General features: G+C 42.8%; 17 protein-coding genes. 7 read left to right on the forward strand and 10 right to left on the reverse strand.

Annotated elements, in window-relative coordinates; genetic code table 11:
* Positions 1-202 precede the first annotated feature (202 nt).
* The 3 genes from NXS07_RS15145 to zur all read left to right on the forward strand — a co-directional run bounded on the left by NXS07_RS15145 (position 203) and on the right by zur (position 1,421).
* Positions 203-328, forward strand: a complete 126-nt coding sequence (locus tag NXS07_RS15145; RefSeq protein WP_258087062.1) for a hypothetical protein — start codon at positions 203-205, stop codon at positions 326-328.
* A gap of 32 nt (positions 329-360) precedes the next feature.
* Positions 361-585, forward strand: a complete 225-nt coding sequence (locus NXS07_RS15150; RefSeq protein ID WP_230580057.1) for a DUF2628 domain-containing protein — start codon at positions 361-363, stop codon at positions 583-585.
* Between the two features lie 323 nt (positions 586-908).
* Complete coding sequence (gene zur, locus NXS07_RS15155) at positions 909-1,421, forward strand: zinc uptake transcriptional repressor Zur (protein ID WP_038203683.1); 513 nt, start codon at positions 909-911, stop codon at positions 1,419-1,421.
* Positions 1,422-1,563: 142 nt separating this feature from the next.
* Here the strand turns inward: zur and lexA are convergent, their stop codons facing one another.
* Both lexA and NXS07_RS15165 read right to left on the reverse strand, forming a co-directional pair.
* Positions 1,564-2,178, reverse strand: coding sequence for a transcriptional repressor LexA (gene lexA / locus NXS07_RS15160; protein ID WP_038192604.1), 615 nt, complete (start codon positions 2,176-2,178; stop codon positions 1,564-1,566).
* 118 nt (positions 2,179-2,296) lie between these two features.
* Positions 2,297-2,668 (reverse strand): diacylglycerol kinase, encoded by a 372-nt coding sequence (locus tag NXS07_RS15165; protein ID WP_038203655.1) that lies wholly within the window; start codon positions 2,666-2,668, stop codon positions 2,297-2,299.
* Between the two features lie 138 nt (positions 2,669-2,806).
* Between NXS07_RS15165 and plsB the strand changes: the two genes are divergently transcribed.
* On the forward strand, positions 2,807-5,275 hold the full coding sequence (gene plsB / locus NXS07_RS15170) for a glycerol-3-phosphate 1-O-acyltransferase PlsB (RefSeq protein WP_038222093.1): 2,469 nt from the start codon (positions 2,807-2,809) through the stop codon (positions 5,273-5,275).
* 50 nt (positions 5,276-5,325) lie between these two features.
* On the opposite strand, the gene ubiA is transcribed toward plsB, so the two are convergent.
* From ubiA to pgi, 3 genes are all read right to left on the reverse strand, one after another.
* The gene (gene ubiA / locus NXS07_RS15175; RefSeq protein ID WP_046338100.1) at positions 5,326-6,180 is read right to left on the reverse strand and encodes a 4-hydroxybenzoate octaprenyltransferase; all 855 of its coding nucleotides are present in this window, start codon (positions 6,178-6,180) and stop codon (positions 5,326-5,328) included.
* A 13-nt stretch (positions 6,181-6,193) separates the two neighbouring features.
* Entirely contained in the window at positions 6,194-6,721 is a 528-nt protein-coding gene (gene ubiC, locus NXS07_RS15180; protein ID WP_046337534.1) for a chorismate lyase, read from the reverse strand.
* Between the two features lie 273 nt (positions 6,722-6,994).
* A complete protein-coding gene (gene pgi, locus NXS07_RS15185; RefSeq protein ID WP_038203661.1) occupies positions 6,995-8,641 on the reverse strand; it encodes a glucose-6-phosphate isomerase in 1,647 nt (548 codons plus the stop codon).
* Between the two features lie 283 nt (positions 8,642-8,924).
* Between pgi and lysC the strand changes: the two genes are divergently transcribed.
* The 3 genes from lysC (at position 8,925) to NXS07_RS15200 (ending at position 12,249) form a co-directional block, all read left to right on the forward strand.
* Complete coding sequence (gene lysC / locus NXS07_RS15190) at positions 8,925-10,298, forward strand: lysine-sensitive aspartokinase 3 (protein ID WP_038203664.1); 1,374 nt, start codon at positions 8,925-8,927, stop codon at positions 10,296-10,298.
* A gap of 316 nt (positions 10,299-10,614) precedes the next feature.
* On the forward strand, positions 10,615-11,445 hold the full coding sequence (gene iclR / locus NXS07_RS15195; RefSeq protein WP_038187370.1) for a glyoxylate bypass operon transcriptional repressor IclR: 831 nt from the start codon (positions 10,615-10,617) through the stop codon (positions 11,443-11,445).
* Positions 11,446-11,607: 162 nt separating this feature from the next.
* Entirely contained in the window at positions 11,608-12,249 is a 642-nt protein-coding gene (locus NXS07_RS15200; RefSeq protein ID WP_258087063.1) for a bifunctional 4-hydroxy-2-oxoglutarate aldolase/2-dehydro-3-deoxy-phosphogluconate aldolase, read from the forward strand.
* A gap of 182 nt (positions 12,250-12,431) precedes the next feature.
* Here NXS07_RS15200 and NXS07_RS15205 read toward each other — a convergent pair whose 3' ends face one another.
* From NXS07_RS15205 to metA, 5 genes are all read right to left on the reverse strand, one after another.
* Positions 12,432-12,995 carry a hypothetical protein gene (locus tag NXS07_RS15205; RefSeq protein ID WP_038203670.1) on the reverse strand — a complete coding sequence of 188 codons (564 nt, stop codon included), beginning with the start codon at positions 12,993-12,995 and terminating at the stop codon, positions 12,432-12,434.
* A 260-nt stretch (positions 12,996-13,255) separates the two neighbouring features.
* Positions 13,256-14,977 carry a bifunctional isocitrate dehydrogenase kinase/phosphatase gene (aceK, locus tag NXS07_RS15210; protein WP_258087065.1) on the reverse strand — a complete coding sequence of 574 codons (1,722 nt, stop codon included), beginning with the start codon at positions 14,975-14,977 and terminating at the stop codon, positions 13,256-13,258.
* A gap of 79 nt (positions 14,978-15,056) precedes the next feature.
* The gene (gene aceA, locus NXS07_RS15215) at positions 15,057-16,364 is read right to left on the reverse strand and encodes an isocitrate lyase (protein WP_258087064.1); all 1,308 of its coding nucleotides are present in this window, start codon (positions 16,362-16,364) and stop codon (positions 15,057-15,059) included.
* 48 nt (positions 16,365-16,412) lie between these two features.
* A complete protein-coding gene (gene aceB, locus NXS07_RS15220; RefSeq protein ID WP_038203674.1) occupies positions 16,413-18,011 on the reverse strand; it encodes a malate synthase A in 1,599 nt (532 codons plus the stop codon).
* Positions 18,012-18,318: 307 nt separating this feature from the next.
* Positions 18,319-19,248: a homoserine O-acetyltransferase MetA gene (metA, locus tag NXS07_RS15225; RefSeq protein WP_038203676.1), complete on the reverse strand. Its 930-nt coding sequence runs from the start codon at positions 19,246-19,248 to the stop codon at positions 18,319-18,321.
* Positions 19,249-19,556: the final 308 nt, after the last annotated feature.

The raw sequence follows: 19,556 nt of genomic DNA on the forward strand, positions 1-19,556 counted from the left end.
CATTAGTGGACGCGGTAAGTCAGTGTATTGTATTACCGACTATAACAAAAGTGCAGATAATTTCATTGATTAACTTACCATAAAGAAAAAATAAATCTTTCACAAATAACATACAAAAATAGAAATTACCGTTTATGACTGTTTTAAAAAAAGATAGTTATTGAACTTAATAGAATATCATGAGAATAAACAAGGGAACTCAATGGACGTATCTAAATATCCTGAAAAATGGCAAGAGCGCTTTAAGTTTTTTGAACAATATAGTAGCCCTGCGTCGAAAGAATTTAAGGTAGGTATAAAAACATACCGCAAAAAAAACGAATTCTGATAAATATAAATTGGCTTGCCTTTATCTTTGGAATTTTTTATTTCTTAGCTATAGGATTATGGAAAAAAGGTTTGAGCTTATTCATTTTTTCCATTTTATTAGCTATAGGCGTTACATCAATATCTGAAACCCTAATATATGGAACAATGCCGCTAACATATATTATGTGGGGTTTTACAGCTAACTATGCCTATTATTTAAAAGAAATAAAAGGCGATGATGGCTGGAATCCCTTTAAAGGCATCTTCACTAAATAACAATTGCGTTAATTCCCCTTACAACATAGCGGCTTTTTAAAGCCGCTGCTATTACCACCATACATGCTTTTTTCTACCGCCCAAGAATTAAAATTTTGTTTTCAGCATATTTTATCGTTCTTATCTACCAATTAATTTTTATTTTTATCCTGAATAGCCATTCTTCAGTAAACAAAGTATTGCGTAACAGCAGAATAGTTAGTCACCTTTTCACTGACGCGTTTAACCATCAGCGCTGTAGCCGTCTGCCTGGATTCCACTTCCAGACTGAAAAACATGATAATATTACAACTATTGGCATCATGCTGGGTGTGAAAGGTGTAATGAAAACTATCAATCCAAAAAAATTACTGACACAGGCTAAGACAATCTGCCTATCACGAGGAGTTCGTTTAACACCTCAACGCCTTGAAATTCTGCGTTTAATCTCAACGCAGCCAGGCGCAATCAGCGCCTATGATTTATTGGATCTGCTACGTGAAGTCGAACCGCAGGCAAAACCGCCAACAGTCTATCGTGGGCTAGAATTTTTGCTTGAACAGGGTTTTGTCCACAAAATAGAATCCACAAATAGTTATGTGATTTGCCATCATTTTGAGGAACCCAGCCATACGTCAGCCATGTTTATCTGTGAGAATTGTAGTTCAGTGACTGAACGGGATGCCAAGGATATTGAATCCGCTATTCAGCAGTTAGCTCAAGGCGTAGGGTTTCATTTACGACACAGCGTGATTGAAGTCCACGGTTTGTGTTCCCCTTGCCATGAAATCGATTCCTGTACAGAACGCGATACATGTCAGCATAATCACAAGACTGAAGAGAATAAAAAGAAATAAAGCAAAATAGCCTTAAGTTTGATTGAGGCGGTCATGGCCGATAAACACATTTATTTTCAAACTCCCGTAAAACTTTTATTGAACGGGTACTACGAAAAATGACCGCCCCAGAATGGCAAAGTGCAATTATCCGCTTTTACAATCAGATCCAATCCCCGTTACGAATAATGCCAACTGCCAATCCTTCAATGGTAAAACTCTGCTCACTTAAATCCACAACGATAGGCTCGAATTCAGGGTTTTCAGCAATCAGTTCAATTCTGTTTCCTATTTGTCTGAAACGTTTTACTGTTACTTCATCTTCAATTCGCGCCACGATGATTTGGCCGTTATGAACATCCTGTGTTTTATGCACAGCAAGTAAATCCCCATCCATAATACCGATGTCTTTCATCGACATCCCGCTGACGCGCAACAGGAAATTAGCATTTGGTTTGAATAATGCAGGATCAACTTTGTAATGACTCTCGATATGTTCCTGAGCCAGCAATGGTTCGCCAGCAGCAACACGACCAATCAGCGGTAATCCCGCCGCCCCTTCTTCTTCAAGAAGCAAACGGAGACCTCTGGATGCACCAGAGATAATCTCTATCACCCCTTTACGCGCCAATGCTTTTAAATGCTCTTCTGCCGCGTTAGGTGAACGAAAACCAAGACGTGCTGCGATTTCAGCACGTGTTGGTGGCATACCCGTTTGCGAAATATGGTCACGCACCAAGTTATAAACTTGCTGCTGTCTGGCAGTTAATGCTTTCATTTCGCCCCCTGTTTGTTTATACAGTCTGCCTGTGAGTATATACAGGTAAATTCGAATTGGGAACCTACCAGCCCGTAAAAGCCGCTAAATAACGTGTATTGACGAAAACCATGTCATATCAGTGCATAAAATACGACCAAAGGATCATTCCCCAGATAAACAACGCCAGAATCATTGTCAGAAATACTGCAGCTGATCCCATGTCTTTCGCCCTGCCCGATAATTCATGGTATTCACTGCCAATGCGATCAACTACAGCCTCAATGGCGCTGTTGAGAATTTCCACAATGACCACCAGCATGACTGAACCGATGAGCAAAAGCCTCTCGGACATGCCAAAATCAAGGGAAAATGCAATGATGATCGCTAATATGGCTACAATGACTTCCTGCCGAAATGCCGCTTCATTTTGCCACGCAGCCCTAATACCTTTCGCCGAGTACCCTGCCGCTTTAATGATACGAATCAAACCTGTTGATTGATTTGCCATAAAAAATTTTCTTCAATTAGCATAATATTTGTAAGGTCATATAACTTTTAGCTCCTATTATTGTCTTATTTCCACAGATCTCAAAATCTGTTTCTGGTATGCTTGCGACGCGTTGCTAACAAGAGGCTTAAAGTTGTTATGTCAAGTTGGCGTAAAATATATTATAAGTTATTGAATTTTCCACTAAAATTCTTAGTGAAAAGTAAACTTATCCCCACGGATCCCATTGCAGAACTGAGCCTTGATACGACACGGCCTATTTTGTATGTACTGCCGTATCACTCAAAAACAGACTTATTGACCCTGCGTCAACAATGCCTGGCGCAAGATCTGCCGGATCCGTTGAATCCTTTGGAAATGGGTGACACTCTGCTTCCAAGCTATGTCTTTATTGATGATGGCCCACGTGTGTTCCGTTGCTATGCACCTAAACATGAATCCGTGAAGATTTTTCATTCTTATCTGGATCTGCATCGCAATAATCCCGATTTGGATATTCAGATGGTACCTGTTTCTGTGATGTTCGGCCGCTCCCCTGGACGCGAAGGGCAAGAAGGAAATACAGCGCCACAGTTGCGTTTACTAAACGGTGTACAAAAGTTTTTTGCAATTCTGTGGCTTGGACGGGATAGTTTTGTGCGTTTTTCCACACCCGTTTCATTACTCAGCATGGCCAATGATCATGGCACAGATGATATCATTGCCAATAAACTTGCCCGCGTTGCACGGATACACTATTCCCGTCAGCGTTTGGCTGCGGTAGGGCCACGTTTGCCCGCCAGACAGGATCTGTTCAACAAGCTGCTGGCATCCAAAGCCATTGAGAAAGCCATTGCCGATGAGACACGTAGCAAAAAAATCTCACCCGAAAAGGCGAAGCAAAACGCTATCAATATGTTGGAGGAGATTGCAGCAGATTTCTCTTCTGAAACCGTACGTTTGACCGATCGTGTCTTGAGCTGGACGTGGAACCGTTTGTATCAGGGCATTAATGTCCATAATGCCGAGCGGGTTCGCCAACTGGCGCAGGATGGTCATGAACTGGTTTATGTCCCATGCCATCGCAGCCATATGGATTATCTCCTGCTCTCGTATGTGCTTTATCACCAAGGGCTGGTTCCACCACACATTGCTGCCGGCATCAATCTTAATTTCTGGCCAGCCGGCCCGATATTCCGCCGCCTTGGTGCATTCTTTATCCGCCGTACTTTTAAAGGGAACAAACTCTATTCGACGATATTCCGTGAATATCTGGGTGAGTTGTTTTCTCGTGGTTATTCTGTTGAGTACTTTGTCGAAGGCGGACGTTCCCGCACCGGCCGTCTGCTCGATCCGAAAACCGGCACCCTTTCGATGACATTACAGGCAATGCTGCGGGGAGATTCCCGTCCAATCACCATCGTGCCAATCTATGTCGGTTATGAGCATGTAATGGAAGTCGCAACTTATGCTAAAGAGTTACGCGGTGCAACCAAGGAAAAAGAAGGTTTTTTTCAGATGATTAATGGGCTGCGTAAGCTGCGTAATCTGGGACAAGGCTATGTAAACTTTGGCGAACCCATTCCTCTGATACAATACCTTAACCATCATGTTCCTGACTGGCGCGATTCCATCGATCCAATAGACGCCCAGCGTCCGTCATGGCTGACACCTACAGTCAGCAAACTGGCTGGCAATATTATGGTCAACATCAATAATGCCGCAGCGGCAAATGCCATCAATTTATGCACTACAGCTTTGTTGTCATCACGTCAGCGAGCACTTACTCGCGAACAGCTTATTGAGCAATTGGACTGCTATCTGCAATTGCTATGTAATGTTCCTTACGCTGACGATATCACTGTACCGAACAAAACCGCTGAAGCATTGCTGGATCACGCCTTGCTGATGAACAAGTTTGAGGTCGAAAAAGACAGTCTTGGGGATATCATTATCCTGCCTCGCGAAAGCGCGGTATTGATGACTTATTACCGCAACAATATCCAGCACTTGCTGATCCTGCCATCTTTGATTACCAGTATTGTGATGCATCATCGCCGCATTAGCCGCAGTGAGCTACTCAGGCAGGTAGAGCTGATTTATCCGCTGCTCAAGCAAGAACTTTTCATGCGTTACAGTAAGAAAACTCTGCCTGCAGTGGTCAACACTCTGATTGATGAGTTAGTGCGTCAATGCCTGATCTGCAACAAAGAACAGGATATGCTCGTTCTGAACCCTGAGCGCATTCGCCCACTGCAATTGCTGGCAGCAGGTATCCGTGAAACTCTGCAACGCTATGCCATCACACTTTCTTTATTGAATGCCACTCCCGAAATCAGCCGTGGTGTGTTGGAAAAAGAGAGCCGGATGCTGGCACAGCGTCTGTCGGTACTGCATGGAATCAATGCCCCAGAGTTCTTTGACAAGGCGGTGTTTGCCAGCTCAGTCAATACGCTGCGCGAGGAAGGTTATATTCATGATAATAGTGATAAAAGCACGACCAGCGCTCAAAAACTCTATCAGGTGTTGAGTGAATTGATGTCCCCTGAGATCCGTCTGACGATTGAAAGTGCCAGTATGCCACCAGAGCAGAATGACACTGAACAGACAAACAAAGATCAACATTAAAGCGTTACGCTGGAAATAAAGCTGAACGGGCGGGTTATCCGCCCGTTATGTTAAACATAGCTGAAAAGAATACCGAGGAATAAGATAAAACCGACGTAGTTATTGTTCATAAATGCTTGAAAGCAGAGAGCCTTTTTTCGACCAGAAATCAATTTCTGCTGATAAATGAAGAGCGAACCCGCCAGCAATAACGTCCAGTAGTACATCCCACCTAAATTCACTATGCAACCAACCGATACCAGAATACCAAGCATAATAAACTGCAAAATACCCAGAATCAGTTTATCAAAACGCCCAAAAAGCACGGCCGTCGATTTTACACCAATTTTCAGGTCATCATCACGATCAACCATCGCATACTGTGTGTCATAAATTATTGACCATATTATGTTAACCAAAAATAACAACCAGCATTCTAATGGTAAGGACTCACTTACTGCAGCAAAAGCCATTGGAATTGACCAACCATAGGCTGCTCCCAGTACAATCTGTGGCAAGTTACTGACTCGTTTGACAAAAGGATAAACCCATGCCAGTGCCAATCCAATGAAAGATAAGGCAATCGTCATTTTGTTCAGCATCAAAACCAGTGCGAAAGAGATCAGCCCCAGTGTAACAAACAAGATTTTGCTTTCTTTTTCGCTGACATCGCCACTGGGAAGTGGACGAGATTTGGTACGTTCTACATACCCATCAAATTTTCTATCTGCAAAATCATTAATGCAACATCCCGCAGCACGCATGGTATACACCCCAATAGTAAAAACTAACAAGATGTACAAATCTGGCATACCTTTTGCTGCGATCCACAATGCCCAATATGTTGGCCATAATAATAATAATACGCCAATGGGTTTATTGATACGCATTAAACGGCAATAGGCGAGCCATTTATTCTGCGTCATACTGGCCTCCAATCTATTTTCCTCCTTTGATTTTGTTCATTTTATATACAGGTGATTCCGGCAAAAAAACCTCTGTGAGTAACAAGGATTTACCTGATAACCTCAACAAAGAACGCCGCGCCCAGTGCTGCCCTTGCTGGCCTATTTGAATATAATCCCGAGTCAAATTATTACCACTAAAAAGATAGCGACCAAGTGGAACTGTTCCTACATTGACCAGCCGCTTATCCGTGCCAGTCAGTGTTTCCTCAGGGATCACAGTACGTCCCAGCAGCCACGGAATGTTATCTCCATACAAGACAATTTCACGCAGCCAATACCTTTCACTTATAGGTAAGTGCTCACTTTCATCTCCTAATTCTGCTGCTGTAATAAAGCATTCCCGAAAAGGTACAACTGATACCTGCTGACAATGTTCTTCAAAACGGCGCGTCATTGAACCGACTTCCATAAGCCAATCTAAAATATCTTCAGGAATATTAGAATTATCTGCCGAAAACCAGCGGATAGGTGCAGGAGTTAATATTGTGTCATCTGCCATGTCATTTTCCCATTGCGGGGCACATCATTTTCCCCGACAGCACAACGAATGGGGAGTGAGGATATCACGTTGCAAGTGAATAAAATAAAAAGTTGATAACAATTTATGTAAATCATCATTGTTATCGCATATTTCAACGTGATTGAATGGGCTTATCTAAATATTAATGAGTAAAGAACAAGCAGAATGATGATCGTAATCATAAGCGCCTCACCTCAATAACCGTATTTATTGGAGGCGAGGCAATTTTATTAAGTACGATAAAAAGTCAGATTAGCGCCATGTTTTGAAACGATTAATCAGGCCATTGGTTGAACTATCATGGCTATTTACCGCTTCATCATCGGGCAATTCTGGCAGGATACGGTTCGCCAACTGTTTACCGAGTTCTACGCCCCATTGATCAAATGAGAAAATATTCAGAATAGCGCCTTGGGCAAAGATTTTATGTTCATACATGGCAATCAATGCGCCCAAACTAAATGGTGTAATTTCGCGTAATAGAATGGAGTTAGTCGGACGGTTGCCTTCAAAAACTTTGAATGGCACGACATTCGCCACGTCCTGTGCATTTTTTCCGGCTGCGACAAATTCCGCTTCCACCTGTTCGCGGTTTTTACCAAAAGCCAGTGCTTCAGTTTGCGCAAAGAAGTTGGACAGTAGCTTGCTGTGATGATCACTGAGCGGATTATGACTGATTGCGGGCGCAATAAAATCACATGGAATCAGTCTGGTTCCCTGATGGATAAGCTGATAGAAAGCATGCTGACCATTAGTGCCCGGCTCGCCCCAGATAATCGGCCCAGTTTGGTAATCTACTGGGCTGCCATTCCTATCAATATATTTACCATTCGATTCCATGTTGCCCTGTTGGAAGTAAGCGGCAAAACGATGCATATATTGATCATAAGGCAGAATCGCTTCTGTTTCTGCGCCAAAGAAATTGTTGTACCAGATGCCGATCAGCGCCAGCAGGACTGGAATGTTCTGCTCAGGAGAAGTCTGCTCAAAGTGTTTATCCATAGCATAAGCGCCACTCAGCAACTGTTCGAAATTCTCATAGCCAATGGAAAGTGCAATGGATAAACCAATCGCAGACCACAGTGAATAACGGCCACCGACCCAATCCCAGAATTCAAACATATTCTGTGGATCGATACCAAATTTACTGACTTCCTGCTCATTGGTCGAAAGTGCCGCAAAATGCTTGGCAACATGAGCCTCAATCTCCGCACTTTGCAGGAACCAATTGCGGGCAGAATACGCATTGGTCATAGTTTCCTGTGTGGTGAAGGTCTTGGAGGCAATCAGGAATAGCGTCGTTTCTGGGTTCAATGTTTTCAACGTTTCTGCGATATGGGTTCCATCCACATTGGAAACAAAGTGCATATTGAGGTGATTTTTATACGCTTTCAGTGCTTCAGAGACCATATAAGGACCGAGATCGGAACCACCAATACCGATATTTACCACGTCAGTAATCGCTTGTCCGGTATAGCCTTTCCATTCTCCGCTGATGATGCGCTCACTGAATGACTTCATTTTTGCCAGCACCGCATTGACTTGCGGCATCACATCTTTCCCATCCACCACAATCGGGGTATTACTGCAGTTACGCAGGGCAATGTGCAGCACAGCACGATCTTCAGTACGATTGATTTTTTCACCGGAGAACATACTGCGGATAGCTCCGGACAGATCCGTTTCTTTCGCCAGTGCCTGTAATTTCTCCAGTGTTTCAGTGGTAATGCGGTTTTTGGAATAATCCACCAGAATCTGGTCGTCAAATGTTGCAGAGAATGCAGCAAACCGCGCCTTGTCCTGTTTAAACAAATCCCGCAAATGAACGTTTTTCATCTGCTCAAAGTGTTGCTGCAATGCTTTCCAAGCGGCGGTCTGGCTAGGGTTGATGTTTTTCATGAATGATGCTCTCTATCAACTGTCGATAAATAATAGGAATACACAGATTGTACGGCTTAATTCTGTGATATGTCTCCTTTTCCTGTTAGTCACTGATATTGGTCAAAATAAACCATAATTTCCAGCCCTAATTGCTGCTATAGGTGAAAACATTGGATATAGGTAAAAACGATAATTTCAGTTCCATCATGAAAGATATTGATGCTCAATGCCTAAACGTTGACTCAGAATAGCTAACCCGATATTTCTAAAAGCCTATTCCTCGAACAGAAGGTTATCATCCATGTGTGCTGTTTCATCTCCTTACCCGCAGTATGTTGTCGCAAAATTCGGCGGTACCAGTGTGGCAGACTTTGATGCCATGAATCACTGTGCCGATATTATTTTGGCAAACGCAGATGTCCGCGTGGTCGTTTTGTCCGCTTCTTCGGGGGTGACTAATTTGCTGGTCGCATTGGCGACGGGCTGTGATAGCAATAAGCGGGAGAAGTGCCTGAAACAGATCCGTGACATTCAATATGCGATTATTGACCGGTTAAATGACGTGGATGTGATATGTGAAGAAATTGAACGCCTGCTGGAAAATATCGAGATGCTGTCAGAAGCCGCATCATTGGCAACATCTGAGGCGTTAACTGATGAGTTGGTCAGCCACGGTGAAGTGATGTCCACATTGCTGTTCGTAGAATTACTGCGTCAACGCAATGCAAATGCAGAGTGGTTTGATATCCGCAGGATCATGCGAACGAATGATCACTTCGGGCGGGCAGAACCAGACACCCTTCAACTCCATATCTCGGCGGTTGAGCACCTTCAACCTCGTTTGAATAATACGGTTGTTATCACACAAGGTTTTATCGGTAGAGAAGAAAAAGGCCGCACAACGACGCTGGGACGTGGTGGCAGTGATTATACCGCCGCCTTGCTCGGCGAAGCGCTGAATTTACAGCGTGTTGATATTTGGACGGATGTTCCCGGCATCTATACCACTGATCCCCGTGTTGCGCCAACAGCCAAACGCATTGATAAAATTGCATTTGATGAAGCAGCAGAGATGGCGACATTTGGTGCTAAGATACTTCACCCAGCTACGTTGCTACCTGCCGTTCGTTGCGGTATTCCTGTTTTTGTTGGATCAAGTAAAGATCCGCAGGCCGGCGGCACACTGGTTTGTGACAAAATCGAAAACCCGCCTCTGTTTCGTGCGCTGGCATTACGCCGCAAACAGACGTTATTAACCTTGCATAGCCTAAAAATGTTACATGCAAGGGGCTTTCTGGCGGAAGTTTTTACGCTGCTTTTACGCCATAACATTTCAGTAGATTTGATTACCACCTCAGAAGTCAGTGTCGCCCTAACGCTGGATACGACTGGCTCTACCAGCACCAATGGCAGTTTGCTGACTAATGCTCTGCTGACCGAACTTTCTACATTATGTCGTGTAGAAGTTGAAGAAGATCTGACGCTGGTGGCAATTATCGGTAATGAGCTTTCACAGGCTAAGGGGCTGGGGAAAGAAATTTTTGGCACACTGGAATCTTTTAATATCCGGATGATCAGCTATGGCGCAAGCAGTCACAATGTATGTTTGCTCGTTCCAGGGAAAGATGCGGAATCAGTCATTCAGAAACTTCATCAGAATTTGTTTAAGGTGTGACAGAAAAAACCGCTTTAGCGGTTTTTTCTGATTTCGACAAAGAAGGTATTTAACCCAACTTACCAATGTTTCGCCAATTCACACCGTGCTAATGCTGAAAGAATCCTCTGCAACTATGATATTCGCGGTGTGAGCTGACGTCATTAAGATGATCCATCCTCGGCCTGATGTAGATAAATTGGATATCTCAGAGTGGCTCCACTCATCGGATGTGTTTTCCCCCGCTTTATCATCCATAATAAGAAAACGAAAATAAATTCCATTTTTTCTTTAGCAAAATCAGGGTTGCTACACAGACACTTTCAGAGGGCATTTTATGAGTACAGCCGTTGCCAACAAACGTACCAAAAAAACCAAAATAACGGCAAATAGTGCCGCTGCAAGCGGTCAGGTTCAGTCCTTGAGCCGAGGGCTTACGCTTTTGGAATATATTTCCGATTCACAAGTAGGTGTTGCCTTGACCGATCTGGCTATACAAGCTGGTTTGCCTAACTCCACCACCCATCGCCTTTTGACTACATTACAGCAGCATGGTTTTGTCCGTCAGGTAGGCGATTTGGGATTATGGGTTATCGCTTCACATGCCTTTGTTGTCGGTAGCAGTTTTCTGCAAAGTCGTAATTTGATGGTGCTGGTTCACCCAATATTGCGCCAGTTAATGGAAGATTCCGGCGAAACCGTCAACCTTGCCATCCTGAATCTTGATGAATATGAAGCCGTTATTGTTGATCAGGTGCAATGTAATGCGCTGATGCGGATGTCTGCCCCCATTGGCGGCAAGCTGCCGATGCATGCTTCCGGCGCAGGCAAAGCGTTGCTTTCTACACTGTCTGAACAAAAACGCCTCCAGTTACTCCATAAAAAAGGTCTTCATACCTATACCCAGCATACTTACACCACCGCAGCAGCCCTGAAAGAAAATCTTGAACAGATCCGCAAGCAAGGCTTTTCGCTCGATGATGAAGAACATGCCCTTGGGTTACGCTGCATTGCCGCCTGTATTTACGATGAACATCATGAAGCGTTTGCCGCTATTTCCATCTCCGGCTCAATTTCACGTATCTCTGACGATCGAGTCACTGAATTGGGCGCACTCGTGATGCGGGCTGCAAAAGAGATCAGCCGGGAATATGGCGGTATTAAGTAAGTTGGGTCTAAATTTCCCTTAAAAGGTCTATTTGAACTGTTTGGTTCACTGCGAACCCAACTATCAGGCTATCGGGTGCAGAACAAGGTGCCTGTTGCATCACATTTTAATAACAGAGATTTTAAATCCCTTGTATCCGAATTTGGCGAGAGGAAACTGCTAATGAATAATTGGAAAATAACCGCAGAAAATATCCTGACCGATGGCCCTGTCGTCCCTGTTATTGTGATCAATGAGATTAAACACGCGGTTCCACTGGCAAAAGCGCTGATTGCCGGCGGGATACGTGTACTGGAAGTCACCTTAAGAACTGAATGCGCACTGGAGGCCATCCGTCTTATCGCCAAAGAAGTGCCTGAAGCGATTATTGGCGCAGGTACAGTCATTAATCCTGAACAATTGGCCTCAGTCACCGAAGCAGGCGCTCAGTTTGCCATCAGCCCAGGATTAACTGACGCGTTATTAAAAGCCGCAACTACGGGCTCAATTCCATTGATTCCGGGGATCTCTACGGTTTCAGAATTAATGCTTGGTATGAGTTATGGGGTAAATTGCTTCAAATTTTTTCCAGCAGAAGCGAATGGCGGCGTGAAAGCGCTAAAAGCCATTGCAGGCCCATTCCCTCAAGTTCGTTTCTGCCCAACCGGTGGTATTTCACCCGACAATTACCGCGATTATCTGGCTCTAAATAGTGTTCTGTGTATTGGTGGTTCATGGCTGGTGCCTGGCGATGCGCTGAAAAAAGGTGATTATGCCCAGATTACCGAACTGGCACATGCTGCAATTGCCGGAGCCAAAGCGTAATTTAATTGATTAAGTATATTGAAATGCGGAAATTCAACATTTCCGCATTGCTAAACCCATTAATCATGTTATTCCTAACATTCTCTCAAATTAATTAATTCCATTTTTAAATATTATTTTTAATAATTGAGAACTTCATCACGACTCATTTAATAAAACGACAAAAACAATATTCAATATCATTATTGATTAATTGCTTTTGATAATATCCATGTACCCGTGCCATTCCCCCGATCTGACAGCAGTGAAGTATACACCTTATATACAGCACCAGGTTGGTTTACCAACCAACAGGTATCAAGAAAACCACCATGTACATTATTAAAACTGTTAAGCAGACGAATGGCATTTCCCTCACGTATTTTGCCATCAAATTCGTTAGCCGTATCTGTAAAAATATGCCATATTGCCGTATCGAGGGCGTTCACGGGTCTATCTGCGGTATAAACATTATAGAGCTCAGGAGAGGGTGCATAGCCACTCACTCTCAAATACCCTCCATTGTTCCGATAAAAATTCACTAGAAATACCGTATCACCACTGTAAATTTCCGTTCCTAAACTTTTACTTTCCGCAGATAAAATCTGCCATGAACCCGAGCCTGTATCACGATTTGATGAAACAGAAGTGACAACATTATATTTTTCTCCCAGCGATGCAGACTGCCCATAAACATCAAGATAACTACCATTTTCGTGCCTGTTTTTAATGTGAAGGATATCGCCGTATAAAATGACATTAGCCATTATTCTCTCCCTAAATATTGTTTAAAATGAATAGGAATATTCTTTCAATGGTTGTGATTATGATTATTTAATTACGGAATTACTTTTATTAAAACAAATTCTATAGTAACAAAGAGGATCATATCATTGAAAGACAATAGATGAATAGCCAGTCATTTTTAATTAATATCATTCAATCTCTAATCTTTATCATTCAGTAAAATATTATTTTCATCTATGGGAAATGTGATATCACGACTTGTATTTTTTGTTTCCTAAATTTAATTACGCTGACTGAACCTCTGTTTGCGCCGATAGGCAAAAACATCCTCCACATGCCCATTTTTAATGCGCTCTTGTAATGCCAACCAGTAATCCGCTTTGAATAGGTCACTATGGCTTTCTTCAAAGTAACGCCGGACACGGTTGTCACCACATAAAAAATGCCGAAACTCTTCTGGGAAAACATCGTTGGCAGCAACGCTGTACCAAGGTTCACTTGCCAGTTCATCTTCCGGATAACGTGGTGGAGGGATATTCCGAAAATTCACTTCAGTCATATAACAGATTTCATCATAGTCGTAGAAAATCACCCGCCCATGACGCGTAACCCCAAAGTTTTTAAACAGCATATCACCCGGAAATATATTCGCCGCGGCCAATTGTTTAATAGCGTTCCCGTATTCTTCTATCACATCTTTCAACTGCACTTCGTCTACCTGTTCCATATAAATATTCAACGGGATCATTTTCCGTTCCATATAAAGGTGTTTTATCAGAACTTTATCACCCAGATCCTCGAGTTTTGCCGGGATTTCTTTTTGCAATTCTTCCATTAATTCCTGGCTGATATGGCGCTTCTCAATGACAAAGTTCTCAAATTCCTGCGTATCGGCCATTCTTCCCACACGATCATGTTCTTTGACCAGACGGTAGCACTCCTGAACACGTTCTTGAGAGACTTCTTTCTGCGGAGCAAATTTATCTTTGATGACTTTAAATACACGATCAAATGAAGGAGAAGCGAAGACCAGCATTACCATGCCCTTCACGCCTGGAGCAATCGAAAACTGTTCTTGAGATGCGTTAATAAACATCAGATATTCACGATAGTATTCTGTTTTGCCATGTTTCTGGCAACCAATCGCCATGTATAATTCGGCCGTTGATTTTGTCGGCAGAATTTCACGCAGCCACTCAACTAATGCTGCCGGCAAGGAGGCGTAAACCATAAAGTAAGAACGTGCGAAACCAAAAACAATGCTGGCATCATCGCGGCACGTTAGGCAGGTATCAATAAAGATGCCGCCAGATTCGTTATGGTGGATGGGTAATAAAAATGGATAAACCGTTGTGCCCAGCCTAATTTTTCCCACCAGCCACGCCGCTTTATTACGGTAAAATAGTTCATTAGCAATCTGAAATGTCGCCTGTAATAAATCGTGTTCAGAAAATGTTTTCTGTAAGTATTGCGTGATGTAATCAATATCTCGATCCAAATCTTCCCATTTAAGGCGCAATGGCACATCATTTAATATCGTTCGCAACATTGACGCAATATTACTGTTAGGGGAAAAATCCCGCGACAATGGACGTGAAATATGGCGAAAACGGCAGGCTGGCTGGGAAGAAAAAATAAATAGATTTTCTGGCTTTAAGTTACGGTGTTGAAACAAACGGCAATAGACTGAATTAAAAAAACTTTCCGCAATCTCAAAACGGGGATAGTCCGGCAGCAAACGGGTATAAACGGCTTTTGCTTTAGCAATGTAATCTTCGTCATATTGCAGTGTACCGTGAATGCATTTCAGCTGTTCCACGACTAAACCAACATGATGGTCATACAGGTTGATTCGCTTTTTCATGGCTCGCTGTACTGCATGCCAATCCGCCTGCTCAAAACGTTGCTGTGCGCCTGAAGTCACTTCCAGAAATCGACCATATTGCGCATCGAATCCCTGCAAAATGGTTTGTGCAATTAAATGCGCGAGATCTATCTCCATCATCGCCACCTTATCCGACGCGTAAAGGGGAATTCCTCACAGAATCCCCCACCTGATAATATCAATGGGCATGATAAACCTAAAATTGCTGCTCTTCTGTCGAACCAGTGAGGGCGGTAACAGAAGACGTTCCTCCCTGAATAATCGTTGTCACCTTATCAAAATACCCTGTCCCAACTTCCTGTTGATGTGAAGAGAAAGTATAACCACGCTCAAGAGCTGAGAATTCAGGTCCCTGAACTTTTTCGACATAATGTTTCATACCTTCACCACGGGCATAGTCATAAGCCAAATCAAACATGTTAAACCACATGCTGTGGATACCAGCCAATGTAATGAATTGGAATTTATATCCCATGGCAGACAATTGCTCTTGAAAGCTCGCAATGGTTTTGTCGTCCAGATTCTTTTTCCAATTGAAGGATGGAGAGCAGTTGTATGCCAGCAATTTGCCTGGGTATTCCGCATGAATGGCTTCCGCAAAACGGCGAGCGGCCTCAAGATCCGGCGTAGAAGTTTCGCACCAAACAACGTCGGCATATGGGGCATAAGCCAACCCACGGCTGATAGCCTGATCGATACCGGCTCGGGTACAGAAGAAACCTTCAGCAGTTCGCTTGCCAGTAATGAATTCGCTGTCATAAGGATCACAATCAGAAGTCAGCAAATCTGCTGCGTCGGCATCAGTGCGTGCGACTAACAAGGTTGAAACTCCGGATACATCGGCAGCCAGACGAGCAGCCACCAGTTTCTGAATCGCTTCTTGAGTCGGTACGAGTACCTTACCCCCCATGTGCCCACATTTTTTCACCGCCGCCAATTGATCTTCAAAATGAACAGCCGCTGCGCCAGCCTCAATCATCGCTTTCATCAGTTCAAATGCATTTAGCACACCACCAAACCCTGCTTCAGCATCCGCGACAATCGGCAGGAAATAGTCGGTGTATTCCTGACTGTCCGGGCCGATACCATTTGCCCATTGGATCTGATCTGCACGGCGGAAACTGTTATTGATGCGTTTAATGACATTAGGTACAGAATCCACTGGATAAAGTGATTGATCGGGGTACATGCTGGAAGCAGTATTTGCATCCGCAGCAACCTGCCAACCAGAAAGGTAAACTGCCTCAATACCTGCCTTGGCTTGCTGAAGTGCCTGACCGCCAGTCAGGGCACCAAGTGCGTTCACATAGCCTTTTTTTGATTTTCCATGCAACAGTTCCCACAACTTTTTCGCTCCCATCTGCGCTAAAGTGTGTTCTGGGTTAACGGAACCACGCAATTTAACCACGTCCTCAGCACTGTATGGGCGAGTAATGCCTTCCCAACGTGGTTGTTTCCATTCTTGTTCCAACTGAGCGATCTGTTGTGTTCGGGAAATGTTCATTTTCTTCTACTTCCTATTCTTAATTAATCGGATATTGTCGTTTTTAAATTAATTGAGTAATTGATAACCCGGCAAAGTCAGGAAATCGATTAGCTCATCCTGTGTAGTAATCCGTTCCATCAGATTAGAAGCCTCCATAAATCGCCCTTGGTTGAAATTCATCTCTCCAACTTCTTGTTTAATAATGTCCAGTTCTTCTTTCAGCATTTGCCTGAACAGTTCTTTTGTTACTTTTTTACCGTTGGAAAGTGATTTTTCATGGCGGATCCATTGCCAAATAGATGTTCGGGATATTTCCGCAGTGGCGGCATCTTCCATCAGGCCATAAATCGGTACACACCCATTACCTGAAATCCATGCTTCTATATACTGCACAGCGACACGAATATTCGCTCGCATTCCTTCTTCTGTTCTCTCTCCCAAGCAAGGTTCAAGCAATTGTTCCGCTGTGATCGTTTCGTCTTCTTCACGGGAAATCGCCAATTGGTTCGGCCGCTCTCCTAAGGTGGTGTTGAAGACTGTCATCGCAATATCTGCAAGCCCAGGGTGCGCTATCCATGTACCATCGTGACCGTTCTTAGCTTCCAGTTCTTTGTCAGTCCTAACCTTGTCCATAACACACTGATTTTGTTTAACATCTTTGCTCGGTATGAATGCCGACATTCCCCCCATCGCAAATGCACCACGTTTATGGCAGGTTTTAATCAGCAAGCGAGAGTAGGCACTCAGAAAAGGTTGTGTCATCGTGACCGACTGGCGATCAGGCAAAACACGATCAGAATGGTTTTTCAGTGTCTTGATATAACTGAAAATGTAATCCCAGCGCCCACAGTTCAGCCCAACAATGTGGTGACTCAGGTGATAGAGAATTTCATCCATCTGGAATACAGCAGGTAGTGTTTCAATCAGAACGGTCGCTTTGATCGTGCCTTTTGGCAGATTGAAGCGCTCTTCCGCAAAACTGAAAACATCGCTCCACCATTGAGCTTCGTGGTAGCTCTGAATTTTCGGCAAATAAAAATAGGGGCCGCTGCCATTTGCCAGCAGATTTTTATGATTTAGATAGAAGTAAAGTGCAAAATCAAATAGACCACCCGAGATCGGTTCCTTCTTGTAAAGAACGTGTTTTTCTGACAGATGCAGCCCCCTGACCCGTGCAACCAGAACTGCCGGTTCAGATTTCAATTCATAACGCTTACCTTGCTCACTGGTATATGAGATCGTACCGTTAACTGCGTCCCTTAGATTAATTTGCCCACTAATGACTTTATCCCATGAAGGAGCCAGTGAATCTTCAAAATCCGCCATGAAAACTTTAACATTTGAATTCAAAGCGTTAATCACCATCTTACGTTCTACTGGACCCGTGATTTCAACACGGCGATCTTTAAGATCGTCAGGAATTCCCTGAACTTTCCAGTCACCCTCTCTAATGGAAATTGTTTCCGAAATAAAATTAGGTAATACTCCATCATCTATTTTTTTCTGCCAGTGAATTCGCTCTTCCAATAATTTTTTACGCCTGTCAGAAAACTCAACAACTAGATCTTCTATAAAATCAATAGATTCAGGTAGTAATATCTGATTTTCAGCTTCACCAAAAGGCTTTGTAAAGGTTAAATCAGTTGTTAATGCTTGCTGTGTCATCCCCCACTCCTCGTCTTTAAAATGCCCACTTGAGTAAGAGTAATCAATATTAAAAATAAATCAAAAACCATTTCCATTATTTAAAATTAAGTAAATTAGTTGAAATAAATCAAATGATTAAATGAATTTATTAAAAATAAAAACAGGGAAATAAGTTCCAATTAATTAGGAATAAAAGTGTTAACTTTTTGTTATATATAAGAAATAATCGGAGAAGGTAAATGATTCTAAAAAAATAGAAAATTAAAAAAATGAGAAATGGCTCGCTTCAGCTAATTCTCATTTTTATTTTTATTTTTTTACAGATTCAATCTAAGGTAGGATTCATATACGTAAGATCGTATGGCGTAATTTGGTAGACATAGTAATTAAGCCAATTTAAAAACAATAAGTGACCGTGACTACGCCAAGATGCAACTGGTTTATTTTCAGGATCATTATTCAGGAAATAATTGACCGGTAGTGCTGGCTCTAACCCCGCAGCCAGATCACGCCAATACTCTGCCGCTAATGTATCAACTCCATATTCAGGATGACCTGTCACAAATACCAACCTTTTGTCTTTACTGGCAAACAAATAAGCGCCAGCGTCTTCTGAACGAGCCAAGATATCTAGGTCGGTATGCTCACGGATCACTGCCTCTGGAAAATCCGCAAAACGTGAGTGAGGTGCCAAAAAGGACTCGTCAAACCCTCTGGTCAATAACGCAAAAGGATCTAAGGTTATATGGGAGTAAACACCGGATAATTTAGTCGTTCTCGTATATTTAGGCAGGTTATAAAGAACATTTAAGGCAGCTTGAACAGCCCAACAAACAAAGAGCGTTGAAGTGACGTGATTTTTAGCCCAATTAACAATTTTTTCAATTTCGGCCCAATAAGTGACATCTTCAAATTCAACCAACCCCAAAGGAGCCCCTGTTACAATTAACCCATCGAAATTTTGATCTTTTATAGACTCAAAATCACAATAAAAGTTATCCAAATGTTCCTCTGGAGTATTTTTACATTGGCGACTATCAATACGCAACAATTGAACATCAACCTGTAACGGTGAATTAGATAATAACCTGATAAAGTGATTTTCTGTTTCTATCTTCTTCGGCATCAGGTTAAGTAATAGTACTTTCAAAGGGCGGATATCCTGAATATTCGCCCGTGTTGAGGTCATAACAAAGATATTTTCATTGCGAAGAATATTCACCGCCGGTAATTCATCCGGTACACGAATTGGCATTACTGAAACCTCGATTGTTAAATCACTTGCATTTTTAGACTTCTAGATAGCCAAATTAAATCAAAAGACAAGATCAATGTCGAGTTATTGTAATCAAATTGAAATTATTTCATTTTATTCTATCGAATAAGAAAGGGTAATAAGGAAAATGGAAAATAATAAAGCAGAAATTGAGTAAATAATAGAAAAATACAAACGCAAAAAAGCCACCCGATAGGGTAGCTTCTCTGACTAAATAGGTGTCTGGCAGTGCCCTACTCTCACATGGGGAGACCCCACACTACCATCGGCGCTACGGCGTTTCACTG

Source organism: Xenorhabdus bovienii, assembly GCF_024721015.1.
Taxonomy (GTDB): Bacteria; Pseudomonadota; Gammaproteobacteria; order Enterobacterales; family Enterobacteriaceae; genus Xenorhabdus; species Xenorhabdus bovienii.

Coding starts and splice junctions, on each gene's coding strand:
- aceB (WP_038203674.1), bottom strand. CDS start 18,011: ATGACACAGCAAGCATTAACAACTGATTTAACCTTTACAAAGCCTTTT.
- NXS07_RS15165 (WP_038203655.1), bottom strand. CDS start 2,668: ATGGCAAATCAATCAACAGGTTTGATTCGTATCATTAAAGCGGCAGGG.
- ubiA (WP_046338100.1), bottom strand. CDS start 6,180: ATGACGCAGAATAAATGGCTCGCCTATTGCCGTTTAATGCGTATCAAT.
- lysC (WP_038203664.1), top strand. CDS start 8,925: ATGTGTGCTGTTTCATCTCCTTACCCGCAGTATGTTGTCGCAAAATTC.
- zur (WP_038203683.1), top strand. CDS start 909: ATGAAAACTATCAATCCAAAAAAATTACTGACACAGGCTAAGACAATC.
- ubiC (WP_046337534.1), bottom strand. CDS start 6,721: ATGGCAGATGACACAATATTAACTCCTGCACCTATCCGCTGGTTTTCG.
- NXS07_RS15200 (WP_258087063.1), top strand. CDS start 11,608: ATGAATAATTGGAAAATAACCGCAGAAAATATCCTGACCGATGGCCCT.
- aceK (WP_258087065.1), bottom strand. CDS start 14,977: ATGGAGATAGATCTCGCGCATTTAATTGCACAAACCATTTTGCAGGGA.
- pgi (WP_038203661.1), bottom strand. CDS start 8,641: ATGAAAAACATCAACCCTAGCCAGACCGCCGCTTGGAAAGCATTGCAG.
- aceA (WP_258087064.1), bottom strand. CDS start 16,364: ATGAACATTTCCCGAACACAACAGATCGCTCAGTTGGAACAAGAATGG.
- plsB (WP_038222093.1), top strand. CDS start 2,807: ATGTCAAGTTGGCGTAAAATATATTATAAGTTATTGAATTTTCCACTA.
- metA (WP_038203676.1), bottom strand. CDS start 19,248: ATGCCAATTCGTGTACCGGATGAATTACCGGCGGTGAATATTCTTCGC.
- NXS07_RS15145 (WP_258087062.1), top strand. CDS start 203: ATGGACGTATCTAAATATCCTGAAAAATGGCAAGAGCGCTTTAAGTTT.
- NXS07_RS15205 (WP_038203670.1), bottom strand. CDS start 12,995: ATGGCTAATGTCATTTTATACGGCGATATCCTTCACATTAAAAACAGG.
- lexA (WP_038192604.1), bottom strand. CDS start 2,178: ATGAAAGCATTAACTGCCAGACAGCAGCAAGTTTATAACTTGGTGCGT.
- iclR (WP_038187370.1), top strand. CDS start 10,615: ATGAGTACAGCCGTTGCCAACAAACGTACCAAAAAAACCAAAATAACG.